This window comes from Mycobacterium sp. (assembly GCF_004298145.1).
GTDB lineage: Bacteria > Actinomycetota > Actinomycetes > Mycobacteriales > Mycobacteriaceae > Mycobacterium.
Genome location: NZ_SCRH01000052.1, coordinates 1 through 17,026 on the forward strand (window position 1 = coordinate 1; position 17,026 = coordinate 17,026).

Annotated in this window: 17 protein-coding genes; all 17 read left to right on the forward strand. The window is 68.1% G+C overall.

The features are described from left to right. The first annotated feature begins 187 nt into the window (after positions 1–187). The 17 genes from ftsH (at position 188) to EPN51_RS21610 (ending at position 17,026) form a co-directional block, all read left to right on the forward strand. The gene (ftsH, locus tag EPN51_RS21530) at positions 188–2,659 is read left to right on the forward strand and encodes an ATP-dependent zinc metalloprotease FtsH (protein WP_293046688.1); all 2,472 of its coding nucleotides are present in this window, start codon (positions 188–190) and stop codon (positions 2,657–2,659) included. A 16-nt stretch (positions 2,660–2,675) separates the two neighbouring features. After that, complete coding sequence (gene folE, locus EPN51_RS21535) at positions 2,676–3,278, forward strand: GTP cyclohydrolase I FolE (protein ID WP_293046690.1); 603 nt, start codon at positions 2,676–2,678, stop codon at positions 3,276–3,278. After that, entirely contained in the window at positions 3,275–4,126 is an 852-nt protein-coding gene (gene folP / locus EPN51_RS21540) for a dihydropteroate synthase (protein ID WP_293046692.1), read from the forward strand. Before folE ends, folP begins: the two co-directional genes overlap by 4 nt. Beyond that, positions 4,119–4,508, forward strand: coding sequence for a dihydroneopterin aldolase (gene folB / locus EPN51_RS21545; RefSeq protein WP_293046694.1), 390 nt, complete (start codon positions 4,119–4,121; stop codon positions 4,506–4,508). Before folP ends, folB begins: the two co-directional genes overlap by 8 nt. A gap of 52 nt (positions 4,509–4,560) precedes the next feature. Further along, positions 4,561–5,130 (forward strand): 2-amino-4-hydroxy-6-hydroxymethyldihydropteridine diphosphokinase, encoded by a 570-nt coding sequence (folK, locus tag EPN51_RS21550; RefSeq protein WP_293046696.1) that lies wholly within the window; start codon positions 4,561–4,563, stop codon positions 5,128–5,130. After that, positions 5,130–5,606: a DUF3180 domain-containing protein gene (locus tag EPN51_RS21555; protein ID WP_293046698.1), complete on the forward strand. Its 477-nt coding sequence runs from the start codon at positions 5,130–5,132 to the stop codon at positions 5,604–5,606. The genes folK and EPN51_RS21555 overlap by 1 nt, the downstream gene beginning before the upstream one ends. 87 nt (positions 5,607–5,693) lie before the next feature. Beyond that, positions 5,694–7,118, forward strand: a complete 1,425-nt coding sequence (locus EPN51_RS21560; protein WP_293046700.1) for a DUF6779 domain-containing protein — start codon at positions 5,694–5,696, stop codon at positions 7,116–7,118. Positions 7,119–7,233: 115 nt separating this feature from the next. After that, positions 7,234–8,145: a DUF2520 domain-containing protein gene (locus EPN51_RS21565; protein WP_293046702.1), complete on the forward strand. Its 912-nt coding sequence runs from the start codon at positions 7,234–7,236 to the stop codon at positions 8,143–8,145. Then, on the forward strand, positions 8,142–9,080 hold the full coding sequence (panC, locus tag EPN51_RS21570) for a pantoate--beta-alanine ligase (RefSeq protein ID WP_293046704.1): 939 nt from the start codon (positions 8,142–8,144) through the stop codon (positions 9,078–9,080). Before EPN51_RS21565 ends, panC begins: the two co-directional genes overlap by 4 nt. Beyond that, the gene (gene panD / locus EPN51_RS21575; protein ID WP_293046705.1) at positions 9,080–9,499 is read left to right on the forward strand and encodes an aspartate 1-decarboxylase; all 420 of its coding nucleotides are present in this window, start codon (positions 9,080–9,082) and stop codon (positions 9,497–9,499) included. The genes panC and panD overlap by 1 nt, the downstream gene beginning before the upstream one ends. 2 nt (positions 9,500–9,501) lie before the next feature. Beyond that, positions 9,502–10,317, forward strand: coding sequence for a type III pantothenate kinase (locus EPN51_RS21580; RefSeq protein WP_293046707.1), 816 nt, complete (start codon positions 9,502–9,504; stop codon positions 10,315–10,317). A 50-nt stretch (positions 10,318–10,367) separates the two neighbouring features. Beyond that, complete coding sequence (gene lysS, locus EPN51_RS21585) at positions 10,368–11,873, forward strand: lysine--tRNA ligase (protein ID WP_293046709.1); 1,506 nt, start codon at positions 10,368–10,370, stop codon at positions 11,871–11,873. A gap of 188 nt (positions 11,874–12,061) precedes the next feature. Continuing rightward, positions 12,062–12,400, forward strand: coding sequence for a histone-like nucleoid-structuring protein Lsr2 (gene lsr2 / locus EPN51_RS21590; RefSeq protein ID WP_008263502.1), 339 nt, complete (start codon positions 12,062–12,064; stop codon positions 12,398–12,400). A gap of 335 nt (positions 12,401–12,735) precedes the next feature. Further along, a complete protein-coding gene (clpC1, locus tag EPN51_RS21595; RefSeq protein WP_293046719.1) occupies positions 12,736–15,279 on the forward strand; it encodes an ATP-dependent protease ATP-binding subunit ClpC in 2,544 nt (847 codons plus the stop codon). A gap of 186 nt (positions 15,280–15,465) precedes the next feature. Then, positions 15,466–15,681, forward strand: a complete 216-nt coding sequence (locus EPN51_RS21600; RefSeq protein WP_293046721.1) for a CbtB domain-containing protein — start codon at positions 15,466–15,468, stop codon at positions 15,679–15,681. Between the two features lie 20 nt (positions 15,682–15,701). Next, positions 15,702–16,478 carry a CbtA family protein gene (locus EPN51_RS21605; protein WP_293046723.1) on the forward strand — a complete coding sequence of 259 codons (777 nt, stop codon included), beginning with the start codon at positions 15,702–15,704 and terminating at the stop codon, positions 16,476–16,478. Next, positions 16,475–17,026, forward strand: coding sequence for a histidine phosphatase family protein (locus EPN51_RS21610; protein WP_293046724.1), 552 nt, complete (start codon positions 16,475–16,477; stop codon positions 17,024–17,026). Before EPN51_RS21605 ends, EPN51_RS21610 begins: the two co-directional genes overlap by 4 nt.

Below are 17,026 nucleotides of genomic sequence, written 5' to 3' on the forward strand. Positions count from 1 at the left end.
CAGGGCTCGATGGTGGTGACCCGCTGCGCCCCGGCTCTGCCGGAGCTGGCGATCACCACAGGGCTCGATGGTGGTGACCCGCTGCGCCCCGGCTCTGCCGGAGCTGGCGATCACCACAGGCGGTAGCCTTGACTTTTCCAGCTGCGTGTATATCGGGGAAGGACCTGGCCAGTAAGGCCGATGATTGATGAACCGGAAAAACGTTATTCGCACCATCACGGTGATTGCTGTCGTGGTGCTGCTCGGCTGGTCGTTCTTCTACTTCAGCGACGACACTCGCGGCTATAAGCCCGTCGACACGTCCGTGGCGATGTCCCAAATCACCGGCGACAACGTCAAGAGCGCACAAATCGACGATCGCGAACAGCAGCTGCGCCTGACCCTGAAGAAGGGCAATGGTGACACGGACAATTCCGACAAGGTCATCACCAAATATCCCAGCGGGTATGCGGTCGACCTGTTCAACGCCCTGAGCGCCAAGAACGCGAAGGTCAGCACCGTCGTCAACCAGGGCAGCATCTTGGGCGAGCTGCTGGTCTACGTTCTGCCGCTACTGCTGCTGGTGGGGCTGTTCGTGATGTTCTCCCGCATGCAGGGCGGCGCCCGGATGGGCTTCGGATTCGGCAAATCGCGCGCCAAGCAGCTCTCCAAGGACATGCCCAAGACCACGTTCGCCGACGTCGCCGGCGTCGACGAGGCGGTCGAGGAGCTTTACGAGATCAAGGACTTCCTGCAGAACCCCGGTCGCTATCAAGCGCTGGGCGCCAAGATCCCCAAAGGCGTGCTGCTCTACGGGCCGCCCGGGACCGGTAAGACCCTGCTTGCCCGCGCGGTGGCCGGCGAGGCCGGTGTCCCGTTCTTCACCATCTCCGGCTCCGACTTCGTCGAGATGTTCGTCGGCGTCGGCGCGTCCCGGGTACGCGACCTGTTCGAACAGGCCAAACAGAACAACCCGTGCATCATCTTCGTCGACGAGATCGACGCGGTGGGCCGCCAGCGCGGCGCGGGCCTGGGCGGCGGGCACGACGAGCGTGAGCAAACGCTGAACCAGTTGCTGGTCGAAATGGACGGGTTCGACCCGCGGGCCGGTGTCATCCTGATCGCGGCCACCAACCGGCCGGACATTCTGGACCCGGCGCTGCTGCGACCCGGCCGCTTCGACCGGCAGATCCCGGTGTCGAACCCGGACCTGGCAGGCCGACGCGCGGTGCTGGAGGTGCACTCCAAGGGCAAGCCGATCGGCCCGGACGCCGACCTCGCCGGGCTGGCCAAACGCACCGTCGGCATGACCGGCGCCGACCTGGCCAACGTCATCAACGAGGCGGCGCTGCTCACCGCCCGCGAGAACGGCACCGTCATCACCAGCGCCGCGTTGGAAGAGGCGGTGGACCGGGTGATCGGCGGGCCGCGCCGCAAGGGCCGCATCATCAGCGAGCAGGAAAAGAAGATCACCGCCTATCACGAAGGCGGGCACACCCTGGCGGCCTGGGCGATGCCCGATATCGAACCGATTTACAAGGTGACGATCTTGGCGCGCGGCCGCACCGGCGGGCACGCGGTGGCGGTGCCGGAGGAAGACAAGGGACTGCGGACCCGCTCGGAGATGATCGCGCAGTTGGTGTTTGCGATGGGTGGGCGCGCCGCCGAGGAACTGGTCTTCCGGGAGCCGACGACCGGGGCGGTGTCAGACATCGAGCAGGCCACCAAGGTCGCGCGCGCGATGGTCACAGAATTCGGGATGAGCTCCAAACTCGGTGCGGTCAAATACGGTTCGGAACACGGCGACCCCTTCCTGGGCCGCACCATGGGAACGCAGGCGGATTATTCGCACGAGGTCGCCCGCGACATCGACGACGAGATCCGCAAGCTGATCGAGGCCGCGCACACCGAGGCGTGGGAAATCCTCACCGAATACCGCGACATCCTCGACACCCTCGCGGGCGAGCTGCTGGAAAAGGAAACCCTGCACCGAGCCGAATTGGAAGGCATCTTCTCCGGCGTCGAAAAGCGGCCGCGACTGACAATGTTCGACGATTTTGGTGGCCGCATCCCATCGGACAAGCCGCCGATCAAGACGCCCGGCGAGCTGGCCATCGAGCGCGGCGAGCCCTGGCCGCCGCCCACGCCCGAGCCGGCCTTCAAGGCGGCGATCGCACGGGCCAGCGAAGCGGCCGCGGCCGCACGGCTGGGGGCCGACAGAAACGCCAACGGCGGCAACGGTTCTCATGGAAGCCGGGGCACCCCGCGCGGACAGGGCGAGCAGCACGGCCCCACCCAGCCCGACTACGGCGCGCCGGCCGGTTGGCGTGCGCCGGGATGGCCGCCGCAGCAATCGCAGCAACCGCAGCAGCAACCGCAGCAGCAACCGAACTATTGGCATCCGCCGGCGCAGCCTGGACAGCAGCCCTACTGGCAGCAACCGGCGCGCAGCTATCCCGGCCCGCAGGGGCACCCCGGACAGCAGGGCCACGCGGGGCACCAGCAGGGGTATCCGGGCCAGCCGGGCGGACCGGGTGGTTCTGGTCAGCCGGGTCAGGTGCAGCCGCCGTACCCGCCGTATCCGCCTTACCCCCCGCCCGGCCAGCCCGCCCCGGAGGGTGGCTCGCCGGACCGGCAGGATGACGACGTAAGCCGGTCCAATCCGCCGGCCCACGGCTGAGCAAACGGAGAATTCAATGGCACTGCCGGACACCGCGATGCGCCAGATACGGGTATTCGACCAGGAGCGTGCCGAGGCCGCGGTCCGCGAGTTGCTGTACGCGATCGGCGAAGACCCGGACCGGAACGGCCTGCGGGAAACACCGGCCCGCGTCGCCCGCGCCTACCAGGAGATGTTCGCCGGGCTCTACACCGATCCTGACAGCGTGTTGAACACCATGTTCGATGAGGAGCACGACGAGCTGGTGCTGGTCAAGGAAATCCCGCTGTACTCCACGTGTGAACACCACCTGGTGTCGTTCCACGGGGTGGCCCACGTCGGCTACATCCCGGGCGACGACGGCAGGGTCACCGGCCTGTCGAAGATCGCGCGGCTGGTCGACCTGTACGCGAAGCGACCCCAGGTGCAGGAGCGGCTCACCAGCCAGATCGCCGACGCCCTGATGAAAAAGCTGAATCCGCGCGGGGTGATCGTCGTGGTCGAGGCCGAGCACCTGTGTATGGCGATGCGCGGTGTCCGTAAGCCCGGAGCCACCACGACGACCTCGGCGGTGCGTGGTCTGTTCAAAACCAGCGCCGCTTCTCGAGCCGAAGCGCTCGACCTCATCCTGCGTAAGTGAGTCTGGCGTCTGTGCAGGTAATGGGAGTTCTGAACGTCACTGACGATTCGTTCTCCGACGGCGGCCGCTATCTCGACCCCGACAAGGCCGTGGCGCAGGGACTGGCTTTGGTCGCCGACGGTGCCGGCATCGTCGACGTCGGAGGAGAGTCGACCCGGCCCGGCGCCACCCGCATCGACTCCCGCGTCGAGACCTCCCGGGTTGTCCCCGTCGTCAAAGAGCTTTCATCACAAGGTATTACGGTGAGTATCGACACCATGCACGCCGATGTCGCCCGGGCGGCGCTGTGCAGCGGCGCGCGGATCGTCAACGACGTGTCCGGCGGCCGGGCCGACCCCGCCATGGCGCCGCTGCTGGCCGAGGCGAAAGTGCCCTGGGTGCTGATGCATTGGCGATCGGTCTCGGTCGAGCGTCCACACGCGGCCCCGAACTACCGCGACGTGGTCGCCGAAGTGCGCGCCGAACTGCTTGCCAGCGTCGACGCCGCAGTGTCCGCAGGCGTCGACCCCGCCCAGCTGATGATCGATCCCGGGCTAGGATTCGCCAAGACGGGACAACACAATTGGGCCCTGCTGCATGCCTTGCCGCACTTGGTCGCCACCGGGATCCCGGTACTGCTCGGCGCATCGCGCAAACGGTTTCTCGGTACGTTGTTAGCCGGGCCCGACGGTTCTCCGCGACCGCCCGATGGGCGGGAGACGGCGACCGCGGTGATTTCCGCGCTGGCCGCGCTGCACGGGGCCTGGGGGGTGCGGGTGCACGATGTGCGCGCCACGGTCGATGCGCTCAAGGTCGTGGCGGCATGGAACGACGAGACGCACACTGAGCTGGCTGGAGACGATGGCTGATCGAATCGAGTTGCGCGGGTTGAAGGTTCGCGGACAACACGGAGTTTTCGACCACGAACGCGCGAACGGGCAGGACTTCGTGGTCGACATCACGGTGTGGATCGACCTGGCCTCCGCCGGCGCCACCGATGACCTCGCCGACACCTACGACTACGCCGTGCTGGCTCAGCTGGCGGCCGACGTTGTGGCGGGTCCCGCGCGCAACCTGATCGAAACCGTCGGGGCCCAGATCGCCGACCAGGTGATGGACGACGAACGCGTGCACGCCGTCGAGGTGGTGGTGCATAAACCGCAGGCCCCGATCCCGCAGCAGTTCGCGGACGTCGCGGTGGTGGTGCGGCGGTCGCGACGGGGCGGGCGCGGTTCGGTGGTGCCGCTATGACGCGCGTCGACGACGATCACGCCGGGGCGACCGGGATCCAGGAGGGACGCCGATGACCCGCGTGGTGCTGTCCGTCGGCTCCAATCTGGGTGACCGGCTGGCGCGACTGCAGTCGGTCGTCGACGGGCTGGGCGAGGCGGTTCTCGCCGTCTCACCGGTTTACGAGACCGACCCCTGGGGCCGGGTGGATCAGGCCCCGTTTCTGAACGCGGTGCTGATCGCCGACGACCCGGTCTGCGACGGGCAGGGCTGGCTGGCCCGGGCGCAGGAGTTCGAGCGTGCGGCGGGCCGGGTCCGCGGCGAGCGCTGGGGCCCGCGCACCCTCGACGTCGATCTCATCGCCTGTTACGAAGCCTGCTACGGGCACACCGAGGTGACCTCGCGGGAGAACAACCTGACGCTGCCGCATCCGCTCGCCCATCTGCGGGCCTTCGTGCTGATCCCGTGGCTGGCCATCGACCCGGACGCGCAGCTGACCGTGGCCGACGGGCCGCAACCGGTCGCCGGCCTGCTCGCCCAGCTGGAAGAGGCCGACCGCGAGGGCGTCCGGCCGACCAGCCAGACGCTGCGACTGAACGAATCGAACGGAGAACCCCTCACCGACGGAGGGCCCGAGGCCTGATGGGACCCACCCGCAAGCGTGACCTGACGGCCGCGGTGGTCGGCGCAGCCGTCGTGGGTTACCTGCTGGTCAACGGTCTGTACCGGTGGTTTCCACCGATCACGGTGTGGACCGGGCTGTCGCTGCTGGCGGTGGCCATCGCCGAGGCGCTGTGGGCGCGCCACGTGCGCGCCAAGATCAGCGACGGCGAGATCGGGCCCGGTCCCGGCTGGTTGCATCCGCTCGCGGTGGCCCGCAGCCTGGTGGTCGCCAAGGCGTCGGCCTGGGTGGGGGCGTTGATGCTGGGCTGGTGGGTCGGAGTGCTGGTGTACTTCTTGCCGCGGCGGTCCTGGCTGCGGGCCGCCGCCGAGGACACCTCCGGAGCGGTGGTGGCGGCCATCAGCGCGCTGGCGTTGGTGGTTGCTGGGCTGTGGCTGCAACATTGCTGCAAGTCCCCGCACGATCCGACCGAGCATGGCGAGGGCGCGGAAACCTAGCCGGGGATCGAGTCGTGCATCAACCCACGTGAGAATCGCCGGAGTCGGGCGACACGCGGATTGACCTCGCGCAGGTACAGTCAGGCCATGACCGTTCTGTCCCGCGGCGCCCGGGTCCGGCGCGGCGGTCGCAGGCCGGGGTGGGTGCTCTTGACCGCGTTGCTGGTCCTCGCGATAGGTGCCAGTTCCGCATTGGTTTTCACCGATCGGGTGGAACTCCTCAAGCTCGCTGTGATCCTGGCGCTGTGGGCCGCAGTCGCCGGCGCCTTCGTTTCCGTGCTCTATCGCCGCCAAAGCGACGCCGACCAGGCCCGCGTCCGCGACCTCAAGCTGGTGTACGACCTCCAGCTCGACCGGGAGATTTCGGCCCGGCGGGAATACGAACTGACCGTGGAGTCCCAGCTGCGGCGCGAGCTGGCCTCCGAGCTGCGCGCCCAGGCCGCCGACGATCTGGCCGAGCTGCGCGCGGAACTGAGCGCGTTGCGCACCAGCCTGGAAATTCTGTTCGACACCGACCTCGCGCACCGCCCGGCCCTCGGAACGGTCGAGACCGAGCCGCAACCGGAGCGCGCCTACAGCGAGTGGGGTCGCAACGGCGAGAGCCCCCGCGACAACCCCGTCGACTGGGTGTCCAGCGATCGGGTCACATCGGTGCCCCAGGGCAACCCGCACGGCCGCGCCGACGAGACGGCCATCATCGATGTGCCCGAAGAACCCCTGCTGCCGCCCCGGCAGCCGCCGCCGCCCCGGCCGGAACGGCCCCGCTACCAGTACGGACCGGCCCAGGAACCCGCCTACCCGGCCGCGCCGGAGCCCGCGTACACCGCACCGCCGGAGCCGCGGTTCGAGCCTCGTCACCAACCGCCGCCACCGCCACCGCCGCCGGAACCCGAACCGCAGCCCATGCCGCCGCCGGAGCCGGAACCGCGGGCGGAACGGCAACGCCAGGATTGGCAGCCGGTGGCCGCCGACGGGCTGTGGTCACCGCCCGGGGCACCGGGCAGCAACTGGGCCGGCGCCGACTCCCCCGGGGAATCGGCGGGCGGACGGCGGCGCTCGCGGCATTCCGGCCTCGACGAATCCCGGGACGAAGCCTGGGGCGGCTTGCCCGTCGAGCCGCCACCCGCACCGCCGGCGCCACCGCCGCCGCCCGCACCGCCGGCGCCCTACACCGAGTCCGGTCGCCGCGCACGGTCGCGCCACTCGGCGGAGTACCGCGACTACGGTGTGCGCAATTTCGCTCCCGGCAGCGAACCGCCGGCCGCGGCGCCGTCCCCGCCGCCTTCGCCCCCGGTGCACCAGGGTCCGCCCCCCGGTGCGCCCCCGCCACCGCGCCTGGCGCCACCGCCGCCACCGGAGCACGCGCCCCGGCACGGCGGGGAGCCGCTGCCAGAGGACGCCGAAGGCGCGGGCGAAACGACCTCAACGGGCGGCCAGTCGGTCGCCGATCTGCTGGCCCGCCTGCAGGTGCAGCCCGCCGAAGGCGGTCGGCGCCGCCGCCGCGAAGGCTGAGCTGGGAGCTTCCTCACATTGGGAAACACCTGGTGATCGACTAGAGTCTTGGTGACCGAACGGTACCCACCCGGTGGGACCGGAACGAAACAAGAAATCTGTGAGGTCGTCTGCGATGGTGCAGTTCGACGGTCTGCGCCCGGCCAGGCTCAAGGTGGGAATCATCTCGGCCGGCCGGGTGGGCACCGCGCTCGGTGTCGCGCTGGAGCGCACGGACCACGTCGTGGTGGCGTGCAGCGCCATCTCCCATGCGTCGCGGCAGCGGGCGGGGCGCCGGCTGCCCGACACCCCGGTGGCGACGCCCCCGGAAGTGGCCGCCGGTGCCGAACTGTTGCTGCTCGCGGTTCCCGACAGCGAACTCGCCGGCCTGGTGTCCGGGCTGGCCGCGACGTCGGCGGTGCGGCCCGGAACCATCGTGGTCCACACGTCCGGTGCCAACGGCGTGGGTGTGCTCGCGCCGCTGGCCGAGGATGGCTGCATCCCGCTGGCGATTCACCCGGCGATGACGTTCACCGGCTCCGACGAAGACATCAGCAGGCTGCCGGACACCTGCTTCGGCATCACCGCGGCCGACGAGGTCGGATACGCGATCGGTCAATCGCTCGTCTTGGAGATGGGCGGAGAACCGTTCTGCGTCGCCGAGGACGCCCGCGTCCTCTACCACGCGGCCTTGGCCCACGCGGGCAACCACATCGTGACCGTGCTCGCCGACGCGCTGGACGCGCTGCGCGCCGCCCTGCGCGGCAGCGAACTGCTCGGCCAACAGTCCGTCGACGACCAGCCGGGCGGCATCGCCGAACGCATCATCGGGCCGCTGGCCCGAGCGGCACTGGAGAACACCCTGCAACGCGGGCAGGCCGCGCTCACCGGTCCGGTCGCGCGCGGCGACGCCGCCGCGGTCGCCGGGCATCTGGCGGCGCTGGGCCAGGTCGGACCCGAACTGGCGCAGGCGTATCGGGTCAACGCCCTGCGAACCGCCCAGCGTGCACACGCTCCCAAGGACGTCGTCGAGGTGCTGGCGCCATGAGACCCGGCAAGTCGCCGGCCTTCAAGGCGGGCGAACTCAACCTGTACCCCAACCCGCGCGACGTCACCGACGTCAGCCGCGCCCTGCGCCACACCGGCCGACGGGTGATGTTGGTGCCCACCATGGGCGCGCTGCACGACGGTCACCTGGCGCTGGTGCGTGCCGCCAAGCGGGTGCCCGGTTCGGTGGTCGTGGTCTCGATCTTCGTGAACCCGTTGCAATTCGGTGCCGGCGAGGATCTCGACGCCTACCCCCGGACCATGGATGACGACCTTGCGCTGCTGCGCTCCGAAGGTGTCGAAATCGTCTTCGCGCCAACGGCCACGGCGATGTACCCCGACGGTTTACGCACCACGGTCCAGCCCGGACCGCTGGCCGCCGAGCTCGAGGGCCGCCACCGGCCAACCCATTTCACCGGCGTGCTCACCGTCGTGTGCAAGCTGCTGCAGATCGTACGTCCGGACCGGATCTTCTTCGGCGAGAAGGACTATCAGCAGCTGGTAATGATCCGGCAGATGGTCGCCGACCTCAACGTCGACGTGGAGGTCGTCGGAGTTCCGACCGTCCGGGAAGGCGACGGCCTCGCGATGTCGTCGCGCAACCGCTACCTGGACCCCACGCAACGTGAACTGGCCGTGACGCTTTCGGCCGCGCTGACCGCCGCCGCGCATGCCGCGCACCACGGCGGTGCGGCCGCGCTGGACGCGGCGCGCGCGGTGCTCGACGCCGTGCCCGCGCTCACGGTCGACTACCTCGAGCTGCGCGACGGCGGGCTCGGCCCGGCGCCCGCCCACGGCTGCGCCCGGCTGCTGGTTGCGGCCCGGCTGGGCGCCACCAGGCTGCTGGACAACATCGAAATGCAGATCGAAACACCCGCCGGCACCGATGGGCCGGACGGTAACCACGAATACGCCCGATCACCTTGGAGGAATTGATGCTACGGACGATGCTCAGGTCGAAGATCCACCGGGCCACCGTCACGCAGGCCGACCTGCACTACGTGGGCTCGGTGACCATCGACGCCGATCTGATGGACGCCGCGGACCTGCTCGAAGGCGAGCAGGTGACGATCGTCGACATCGACAACGGTGCCCGGCTCGTCACCTACGCGATCACCGGCGAACGCGGCAGCGGAGTGATCGGGATCAACGGTGCTGCAGCGCATCTCGTCCATCCGGGCGATCTGGTGATCCTGATCGCGTACGGGACCATGCAGGAGGCGGAGGCCCGGACCTATGAGCCGCGGATCGTCTTCGTCGACGCCGGCAACAAGCCGGTCGACCTCGGCCACGACCCGGCATTCGTGCCCTCGGACGCGGCCGAGCTGCTGGATCCCCGGATAGTTGCGCGGTAGCCGTGCTGCTGGCGATCGACGTCCGTAACACCCACACCGTCGTCGGGCTGATATCGGGATCCAAAGAGCACGCAAACGTCGTGCAGCAGTGGCGGATTCGCACCGAACCGGAAATCACCGCGGACGAGTTGGCGCTGACCATCGACGGTTTGATCGGCGACGATTCCGAGCGGCTCACCGGCGCCGCCGCGCTGTCGACCGTCCCGTCGGTGCTGCACGAGGTGCGGCTCATGCTCGACCAGTACTGGCCGTCGGTGCCCCACGTGCTGATCGAGCCCGGTGTGCGCACCGGTATCCCGCTGCTTGTGGACAACCCCAAAGAAGTGGGTGCCGACCGAATCGTCAACTGCCTGGCCGCGTTTCACCGTTTCCAAAGCCCCGCCATCGTCATCGACTTCGGGTCCTCGATCTGCGTGGACGTCGTGTCGGCCAAGGGCGAGTTCCTCGGCGGCGCGATCGCGCCCGGACTCCAGGTTTCCTCCGATGCCGCCGCGGCCCGCTCGGCCGCGCTGCGCCGCGTGGAATTGACTCGGCCCCGTTCGGTGATCGGCAAGAACACCGTCGAGTGCATGCAGGCCGGGGCGGTGTTCGGCTTCGCCGGGCTGGTCGACGGCCTGGTGGGTCGCATCCGTGAGGATGTGGACGGCTTTGCCGGCGACGACGTGGCGATCGTGGCCACCGGACACACCGCGCCGCTGCTGCTGCCCGAGCTGCAAACCGTCAGCCACCACGAACAGCACCTGACCCTGCACGGCCTGCGGCTGGTCTTCGAACGCAACCGCGACGGCCAGCGAGGCCGGCTGAAGACGGCCCGCTAGGGCGCCCGCCGGTCGAACCGGCCGCGACAGTTCATTTAAGCTGGCAGGTCGTGAGTGACGCCCCAGACGCCGAAGCAGATATTCCCGAGCAGTACCGGATCCGCCGGGACAAGCGCGCTCGGCTGCTCGCCGAGGGGCGTGACCCCTACCCGGTCGCGGTCGAACGCACCCACACGCTGGCGCAGGTCCGCGCCGCTCACCCCGCCCTGCCGGTCGACACCGCGACCGATGACGTCGTCGGCGTCGCCGGCCGGGTGATCTTCGCGCGCAACTCCGGAAAACTCTGCTTCGCCACCCTGCAGGAGGGCGACGGGACCACCCTGCAGGTGATGATCAGCCTCGACAAGGTCGGCCGCGAATCTCTCGACGCGTGGAAGACCGATGTGGATCTCGGCGACATCGTCTCCGTGCACGGCAACGTGATCAGCTCCCGGCGCGGCGAGCTATCCGTCCTCGCCGACTCGTGGCGGATGGCAGCCAAGTCGTTGCGTCCGCTGCCCGTCGCGCACCGGGAGATGAGCGAAGAGGCGCGGGTGCGGCAGCGCTACGTCGACCTGATCGTCCGCCCGCAAGCCCGCGCGGTGGCACGGCAGCGAATCGCGGTCGTCCGGGCCATACGCAACGCATTGGAACGGCGCGGTTTTCTCGAAGTCGAAACCCCAATGTTGCAGACGCTGGCCGGCGGCGCGGCCGCGCGGCCCTTCATCACACATTCCAATGCGCTGGACATCGATCTCTACCTGAGGATCGCACCGGAACTGTTCCTCAAGCGCTGCGTGGTCGGTGGTCTCGACAGGGTCTTCGAACTAAATCGAGTGTTTCGAAACGAAGGTGCGGATTCCACCCATTCTCCCGAATTTTCCATGCTGGAGACCTACCAGGCCTACGGAACCTATGACGATTCGGCGGTAGTGACACGCGAGCTTATTCAAGAGGTCGCCGATGAGGCGATCGGAACCAGACAACTGCCGCTGCCCGACGGCAGCGTCTACGACATAGACGGAGAATGGGCTTCTATAGAAATGTACCCGTCGTTGTCGTCGGCGCTCGGTGAAGAGATCACGCCGGAGGCGACGGTCGAAAAGCTGCTCGGTATCGCCGAACGGCTCGGTGTCGAGATTCCCGGCGACCGGGGCTACGGGCACGGAAAGATCGTCGAGGAACTGTGGGAGCACACGGTGGGCAACTCGCTCGTCGCTCCCACGTTCGTGCGGGATTTCCCGGTTGAGACAACACCTTTGACGCGCCAGCACCGCAGCATCGCGGGCGTCACGGAGAAGTGGGACCTTTATGTGCGCGGAGTCGAACTGGCCACCGGGTACTCGGAGTTGAACGATCCGGTCGTGCAGCGGGAAAGGTTCGCCGCCCAAGCGTGCGCGGCGGCCGCCGGCGACGACGAGGCCATGGTGCTTGACGAAGATTTTCTCGCCGCACTCGAGTATGCGATGCCGCCATGCACCGGGACGGGAATGGGTATCGACCGGTTGTTGATGACTTTGACCGGACTGTCAATTCGAGAGACAGTTTTGTTCCCGATTGTTCGGCCACACTCGTAGTTGAAAGTTCAAACCCGTCTGTGAAAAAGTTCAAACCCGTCTGTGAAAAGTTCAAACACCTCGTGAAAGTTCAACACTGCAGCCTCCGTACAGATTGAGTATGCTGTGTCGTTATGGCACATTGGTGACCGGGGAGGTCGATCCAATCTGCTCAGCAACTGCTCAGGACGAAATGCGAGGGTAAGCCAATGGCAAAAAAAGTGACCGTCACCCTGGTCGATGATTTCGACGGTGCCGGCGCAGCCGACGAAACGGTCGAATTCGGGCTTGACGGGGTGACCTATGAGATTGATCTTTCGTCCAAGAATGCCGCGAAACTGCGCGGGGATCTGAAGCAATGGGTGGAAGCCGGTCGCCGTGTCGGCGGTCGCCGGCGCGGGCGTTCGGGCTCGGGACGCGGCCGCGGCGCCATCGACCGTGAGCAGAGCGCGGCGATCCGCGAATGGGCTCGCCGGAACGGGCACAACGTGTCGACGCGCGGCCGCATCCCGGCCGACGTCATCGACGCATTCCACGCGGCAACCTGACAGTCTTCAAACCGGCGCCCGGGTTCGATGCCCGGGCGCCGGTTTGTCATTTCGCTGGGCGCGAAATGATCGTCGGGCGCCCCGGGAAACGAATTGGTAGGTTTCGGCGTTTCTTCGGATACGGGCCGCAACGCCGCAGGCAGTCGCAGGTGAGATTGGTTCGCGGCGAGCAAGTTGCGTCTGTAGCGAACGAGGCGCCGCAAGGTTAGGTCCGCTGGCGAGCCGACCATTACAGTGGATGTCAGGTACGCGATTCCGGCCGCAGGGGACCGGCAGGGTTCCCGGAAGGGCCGCTAACAGATATGTACCGATGTTGAGGGAGAGCAGGTAACCCGATGTTTGAACGATTTACCGACCGAGCACGGCGGGTCGTCGTCCTGGCACAAGAAGAGGCCCGGATGCTCAACCACAACTACATCGGCACCGAGCACATCCTGCTGGGTTTGATTCACGAGGGTGAGGGCGTCGCGGCGAAGTCGCTGGAGTCGCTGGGCATCTCGCTCGAGGGCGTCCGCAGCCAGGTCGAGGAGATCATCGGCCAGGGCCAGCAGGCGCCGTCGGGCCACATTCCGTTCACGCCGCGCGCCAAGAAGGTGCTCGAGCTGAGCCTGCGTGAGGCGCTGCAGCTCGGCCACAACTACATCGGCACCGAGCACATCCTGCTGGGCCTGATCCGTGAGGGTGAGGGCGTGGCGGCGCAGGTGCTGGTGAAGCTGGGCGCCGAGCTGACCCGGGTGCGCCAGCAGGTCATCCAGCTGTTGAGCGGCTACCAGGGTAAGGAGGCCGCCGAGGCGGGCACCGGTGGCCGGGGTGGCGAGTCGGGCTCCCCTTCCACATCGCTGGTGCTCGACCAGTTCGGCCGCAACCTGACGGCCGCCGCGATGGAAGGCAAGCTGGACCCGGTCATCGGCCGCGAGAAGGAAATCGAGCGGGTGATGCAGGTGCTGAGCCGGCGCACCAAGAACAACCCGGTGCTGATCGGCGAGCCCGGCGTCGGCAAGACCGCCGTCGTCGAGGGGCTGGCGCAGGCCATCGTGCACGGCGAAGTGCCGGAGACGCTGAAGGACAAGCAGCTCTACACGCTGGACCTGGGATCGCTGGTGGCGGGCTCGCGCTACCGCGGTGATTTCGAGGAACGCCTGAAGAAGGTGCTCAAGGAGATCAACACCCGCGGCGACATCATCCTGTTCATCGACGAGCTGCACACCCTGGTGGGTGCCGGTGCCGCCGAGGGCGCGATCGACGCCGCGTCGATCCTGAAGCCCAAGCTGGCCCGCGGCGAGCTGCAGACCATCGGCGCCACCACGCTCGACGAGTACCGCAAGTACATCGAGAAGGACGCCGCCCTGGAGCGCCGCTTCCAGCCGGTGCAGGTGGGGGAGCCGACGGTGGAGCACACCATCGAAATCCTCAAGGGTCTGCGCGACCGCTACGAGGCGCACCACAGGGTCTCCATCACCGACCCGGCACTGGTCGCGGCGGCCACCCTGGCCGACCGCTACATCAACGACCGGTTCCTGCCGGACAAGGCGATCGACCTGATCGACGAGGCGGGCGCCCGGATGCGGATCCGCCGGATGACCGCGCCACCGGACCTGCGCGAGTTCGACGAGAAGATCGCGGACGCGCGCCGGGAGAAGGAATCGGCGATCGACGCCCAGGACTTCGAGAAGGCCGCCAGTCTCCGCGACCGGGAGAAGACACTTGTCGCCCAGCGCGCCGAACGCGAAAAGCAATGGCGTTCCGGCGACCTCGACGTGGTCGCCGAGGTGGACGACGAGCAGATCGCCGAGGTGCTGGGCAACTGGACCGGCATCCCGGTGTTCAAGCTCACCGAGGCCGAGACCACCCGGTTGTTGCGCATGGAGGACGAGCTGCACAAGCGGATCATCGGCCAGGAGGACGCCGTCAAGGCCGTCTCCAAGGCGATCCGCCGCACCCGCGCCGGGCTGAAAGACCCCAAGCGCCCGTCGGGTTCGTTCATCTTCGCCGGCCCGTCCGGTGTCGGTAAGACCGAGCTGTCCAAGGCGCTGGCCAACTTCCTGTTCGGCGACGACGATGCGCTCATCCAGATCGACATGGGCGAGTTCCACGACCGGTTCACCGCGTCGCGGTTGTTCGGTGCCCCGCCGGGATACGTCGGCTACGAGGAGGGCGGCCAGCTCACCGAGAAGGTGCGCCGCAAGCCGTTCTCCGTGGTGCTGTTCGACGAGATCGAGAAGGCGCATCAGGAGATCTACAACAGCCTGTTGCAGGTCCTCGAGGACGGTCGGCTCACCGACGGTCAGGGCCGCACCGTGGACTTCAAGAACACGGTGCTGATCTTCACCTCGAACCTCGGCACGTCCGACATCTCCAAGCCGGTCGGCCTGGGCTTCACCCAGGGTGGCGGTGAGAACGACTACGAGCGGATGAAGCAGAAGGTCAACGACGAGCTGAAGAAGCACTTCCGCCCGGAGTTCCTCAACCGCATCGACGAGGTCATCGTCTTCCACCAGCTGACCCGCGACGAGATCATCCGGATGGTCGACCTCATGATCGCCCGGGTCGCGGGCCAGCTCAAGAGCAAGGACATGGCCCTCGAGCTGACCGACAAGGCCAAGGCATTGCTAGCCAAGCGGGGCTTCGACCCCGTGCTGGGTGCCCGTCCACTGCGACGCACCATTCAGCGCGAGATCGAGGACCAGCTCTCCGAGAAGATCCTCTTCGACGAGATCGGGCCTGGGCAGGTCGTCACGGTCGACGTGGACAACTGGGACGGCGAAAGCGCCGGCGAGGACGCGGCGTTCACCTTCGTCGGCACCCGCAAGCCGCCGGCCGAGCCGGACCTGGCCAAGGCGGGAGCGCACAGCGCGCCGCCGGGGCCGGACGCGCAGTAGCAACCGGCGGAAACGGGCAGGTCTCGGACTGGACTACCGCCCGTTTTCGCCGCGTCCTACACTGGCTGCTGTCCTGATGTGCCACGGAATCTGGTGAAAGTCCAGAACGGTCGCGCCACTGTCCAAAGTCAGACCCGAGGCTCGTCATCCCCAGCGGGGGCGCGTTATCCCCAGAAGGAGTCGATTGTGTCTCACCCGCAGCTCACTGGCGGCCGCACCCGGTCGGTTGATCTGTCGGCGGCCAGCACCGCGCTTTGGTTGACGGCGACCGTCTTCCTCGCGTTGTTGGCGCTGTACTTCGTCGGCGTCGACCAGGGCGCTGTTTCGCTCCTCGGCAGCGATTCGCATGTGCACGAGTTCGTGCACGACGCACGCCATCTTCTCGGCTTCCCCTGCCACTGACCCGGGAAAGACCCGGCCTCGTGGAGAAACGCCTGATCGCGGGCGGCCTTCTGGCGGGTGCTGTCGGCGCGGTGCTGGCGTTCGTATTCGCCCGCCTGTGCGCCGAGCCCGTCATCGCCCGCGCGATCGCTTTTGAGGACGGCCGCACGGACGCGGAGAACGCGCACGGCGTGCACGAGCACGGCGCCGAGTTGTTCACCCGGGCGGTGCAGGCCAACGCCGGGCTGGGATTCGGTGTGCTGATCTTCGGCCTCGCCATGGGCGCGTTGTTCGCGGTGTTGTTCAGCGTCGTCTACACGCGCACGAATGAGGCGCAGCCGCAGGCGCTTTCGTTGCTTCTGGCGGCCGGTGCGTTCGGAGCGGTGTATGTGGTGCCATTTCTGAAGTATCCGCCGAATCCGCCGGCGGTCGGTCAGTCCGACACGATCGGCGCGCGCACCGGCTGGTATTTGGTGATGGTGGCATCCTCGGTCGTGTTGGCGATCGGCGCGGTATGGCTGGCGCGGCGGCTCGCCGCCCGGTTCGGCGCGTGGAACGCGAGGCTGCTGGCGGCCAGTTCCTATCTGGTGGCGATCGTCGTGGTGGCGGCGCTGCTGCCGAGCGTGGACGAGACGCCGGAACCGCTGCGCGACGCCGCGGGCACCATCGTCTATCCGGGATTCCCCGCCGACGTCCTCTACGAATTCAGGCTGGTGTCGTTGGCTACCCAGCTGGTGCTGTGGGCGGGCATCGGCCTGGTTTTCTCCGTGGTGTCGTCCCGGCTGCTGACTGAGCGCGCCTCGAGCACCGCGGCGTGACGGAGGTCGTCCGGCTGACCCTCATATCGCACGCGATGACCGAGGCGATGGCGGCCGGGCGTTTTCCCGCCGACGAGCCGCTCAACGATGTCGGGCGTCGGCAGGCTGCCGCCGCTGCGGGTCCTGGTGTTCCGACCGCTGGACGCGAATTCGCCGGACCCGAGCGGCGTGCCCGCCAAACCGCGGAACTGCTGGGGCTGAGTGCCGCCGCCGAGCCGCGGTTGGCCGACCTCGACTGCGGACGGTGGCGCGGCGAGGCGCTCGCGGCCCTGCCTCCGGCGGATCTCGAGGCGTGGCTGACCGAGCCCGCCCGGGCGCCCCACGGCGGCGAGTCGATAGTCGACCTCGTCGATCGGGTGGCCGGATGGCTGAAGTCGTTGACCGACAAGGCATTACCCACGGTAGCGGTGACGCACCCTGCGGTGGTCCGGGCGGCGATCCTGGCGGCGCTGGACATCCCGCCGGCCTCGTTCTGGCGCGTCGACGTCGCACCGGCCGGTCGCGTCGTCATGCATTTCCGCGCCGGACACTGGACGCTGCGGCTGTGA

Bases quoted from the DNA above. Each gene is read 5' to 3' on its own strand.
- ftsH (WP_293046688.1), top strand. From the start codon at position 188: ATGAACCGGAAAAACGTTATTCGCACCATCACGGTGATTGCTGTCGTG.
- folE (WP_293046690.1), top strand. From the start codon at position 2,676: ATGGCACTGCCGGACACCGCGATGCGCCAGATACGGGTATTCGACCAG.
- folB (WP_293046694.1), top strand. From the start codon at position 4,119: ATGGCTGATCGAATCGAGTTGCGCGGGTTGAAGGTTCGCGGACAACAC.
- folK (WP_293046696.1), top strand. From the start codon at position 4,561: ATGACCCGCGTGGTGCTGTCCGTCGGCTCCAATCTGGGTGACCGGCTG.
- EPN51_RS21555 (WP_293046698.1), top strand. From the start codon at position 5,130: ATGGGACCCACCCGCAAGCGTGACCTGACGGCCGCGGTGGTCGGCGCA.
- EPN51_RS21560 (WP_293046700.1), top strand. From the start codon at position 5,694: ATGACCGTTCTGTCCCGCGGCGCCCGGGTCCGGCGCGGCGGTCGCAGG.
- EPN51_RS21565 (WP_293046702.1), top strand. From the start codon at position 7,234: ATGGTGCAGTTCGACGGTCTGCGCCCGGCCAGGCTCAAGGTGGGAATC.
- panC (WP_293046704.1), top strand. From the start codon at position 8,142: ATGAGACCCGGCAAGTCGCCGGCCTTCAAGGCGGGCGAACTCAACCTG.
- panD (WP_293046705.1), top strand. From the start codon at position 9,080: ATGCTACGGACGATGCTCAGGTCGAAGATCCACCGGGCCACCGTCACG.
- lsr2 (WP_008263502.1), top strand. From the start codon at position 12,062: ATGGCAAAAAAAGTGACCGTCACCCTGGTCGATGATTTCGACGGTGCC.
- clpC1 (WP_293046719.1), top strand. From the start codon at position 12,736: ATGTTTGAACGATTTACCGACCGAGCACGGCGGGTCGTCGTCCTGGCA.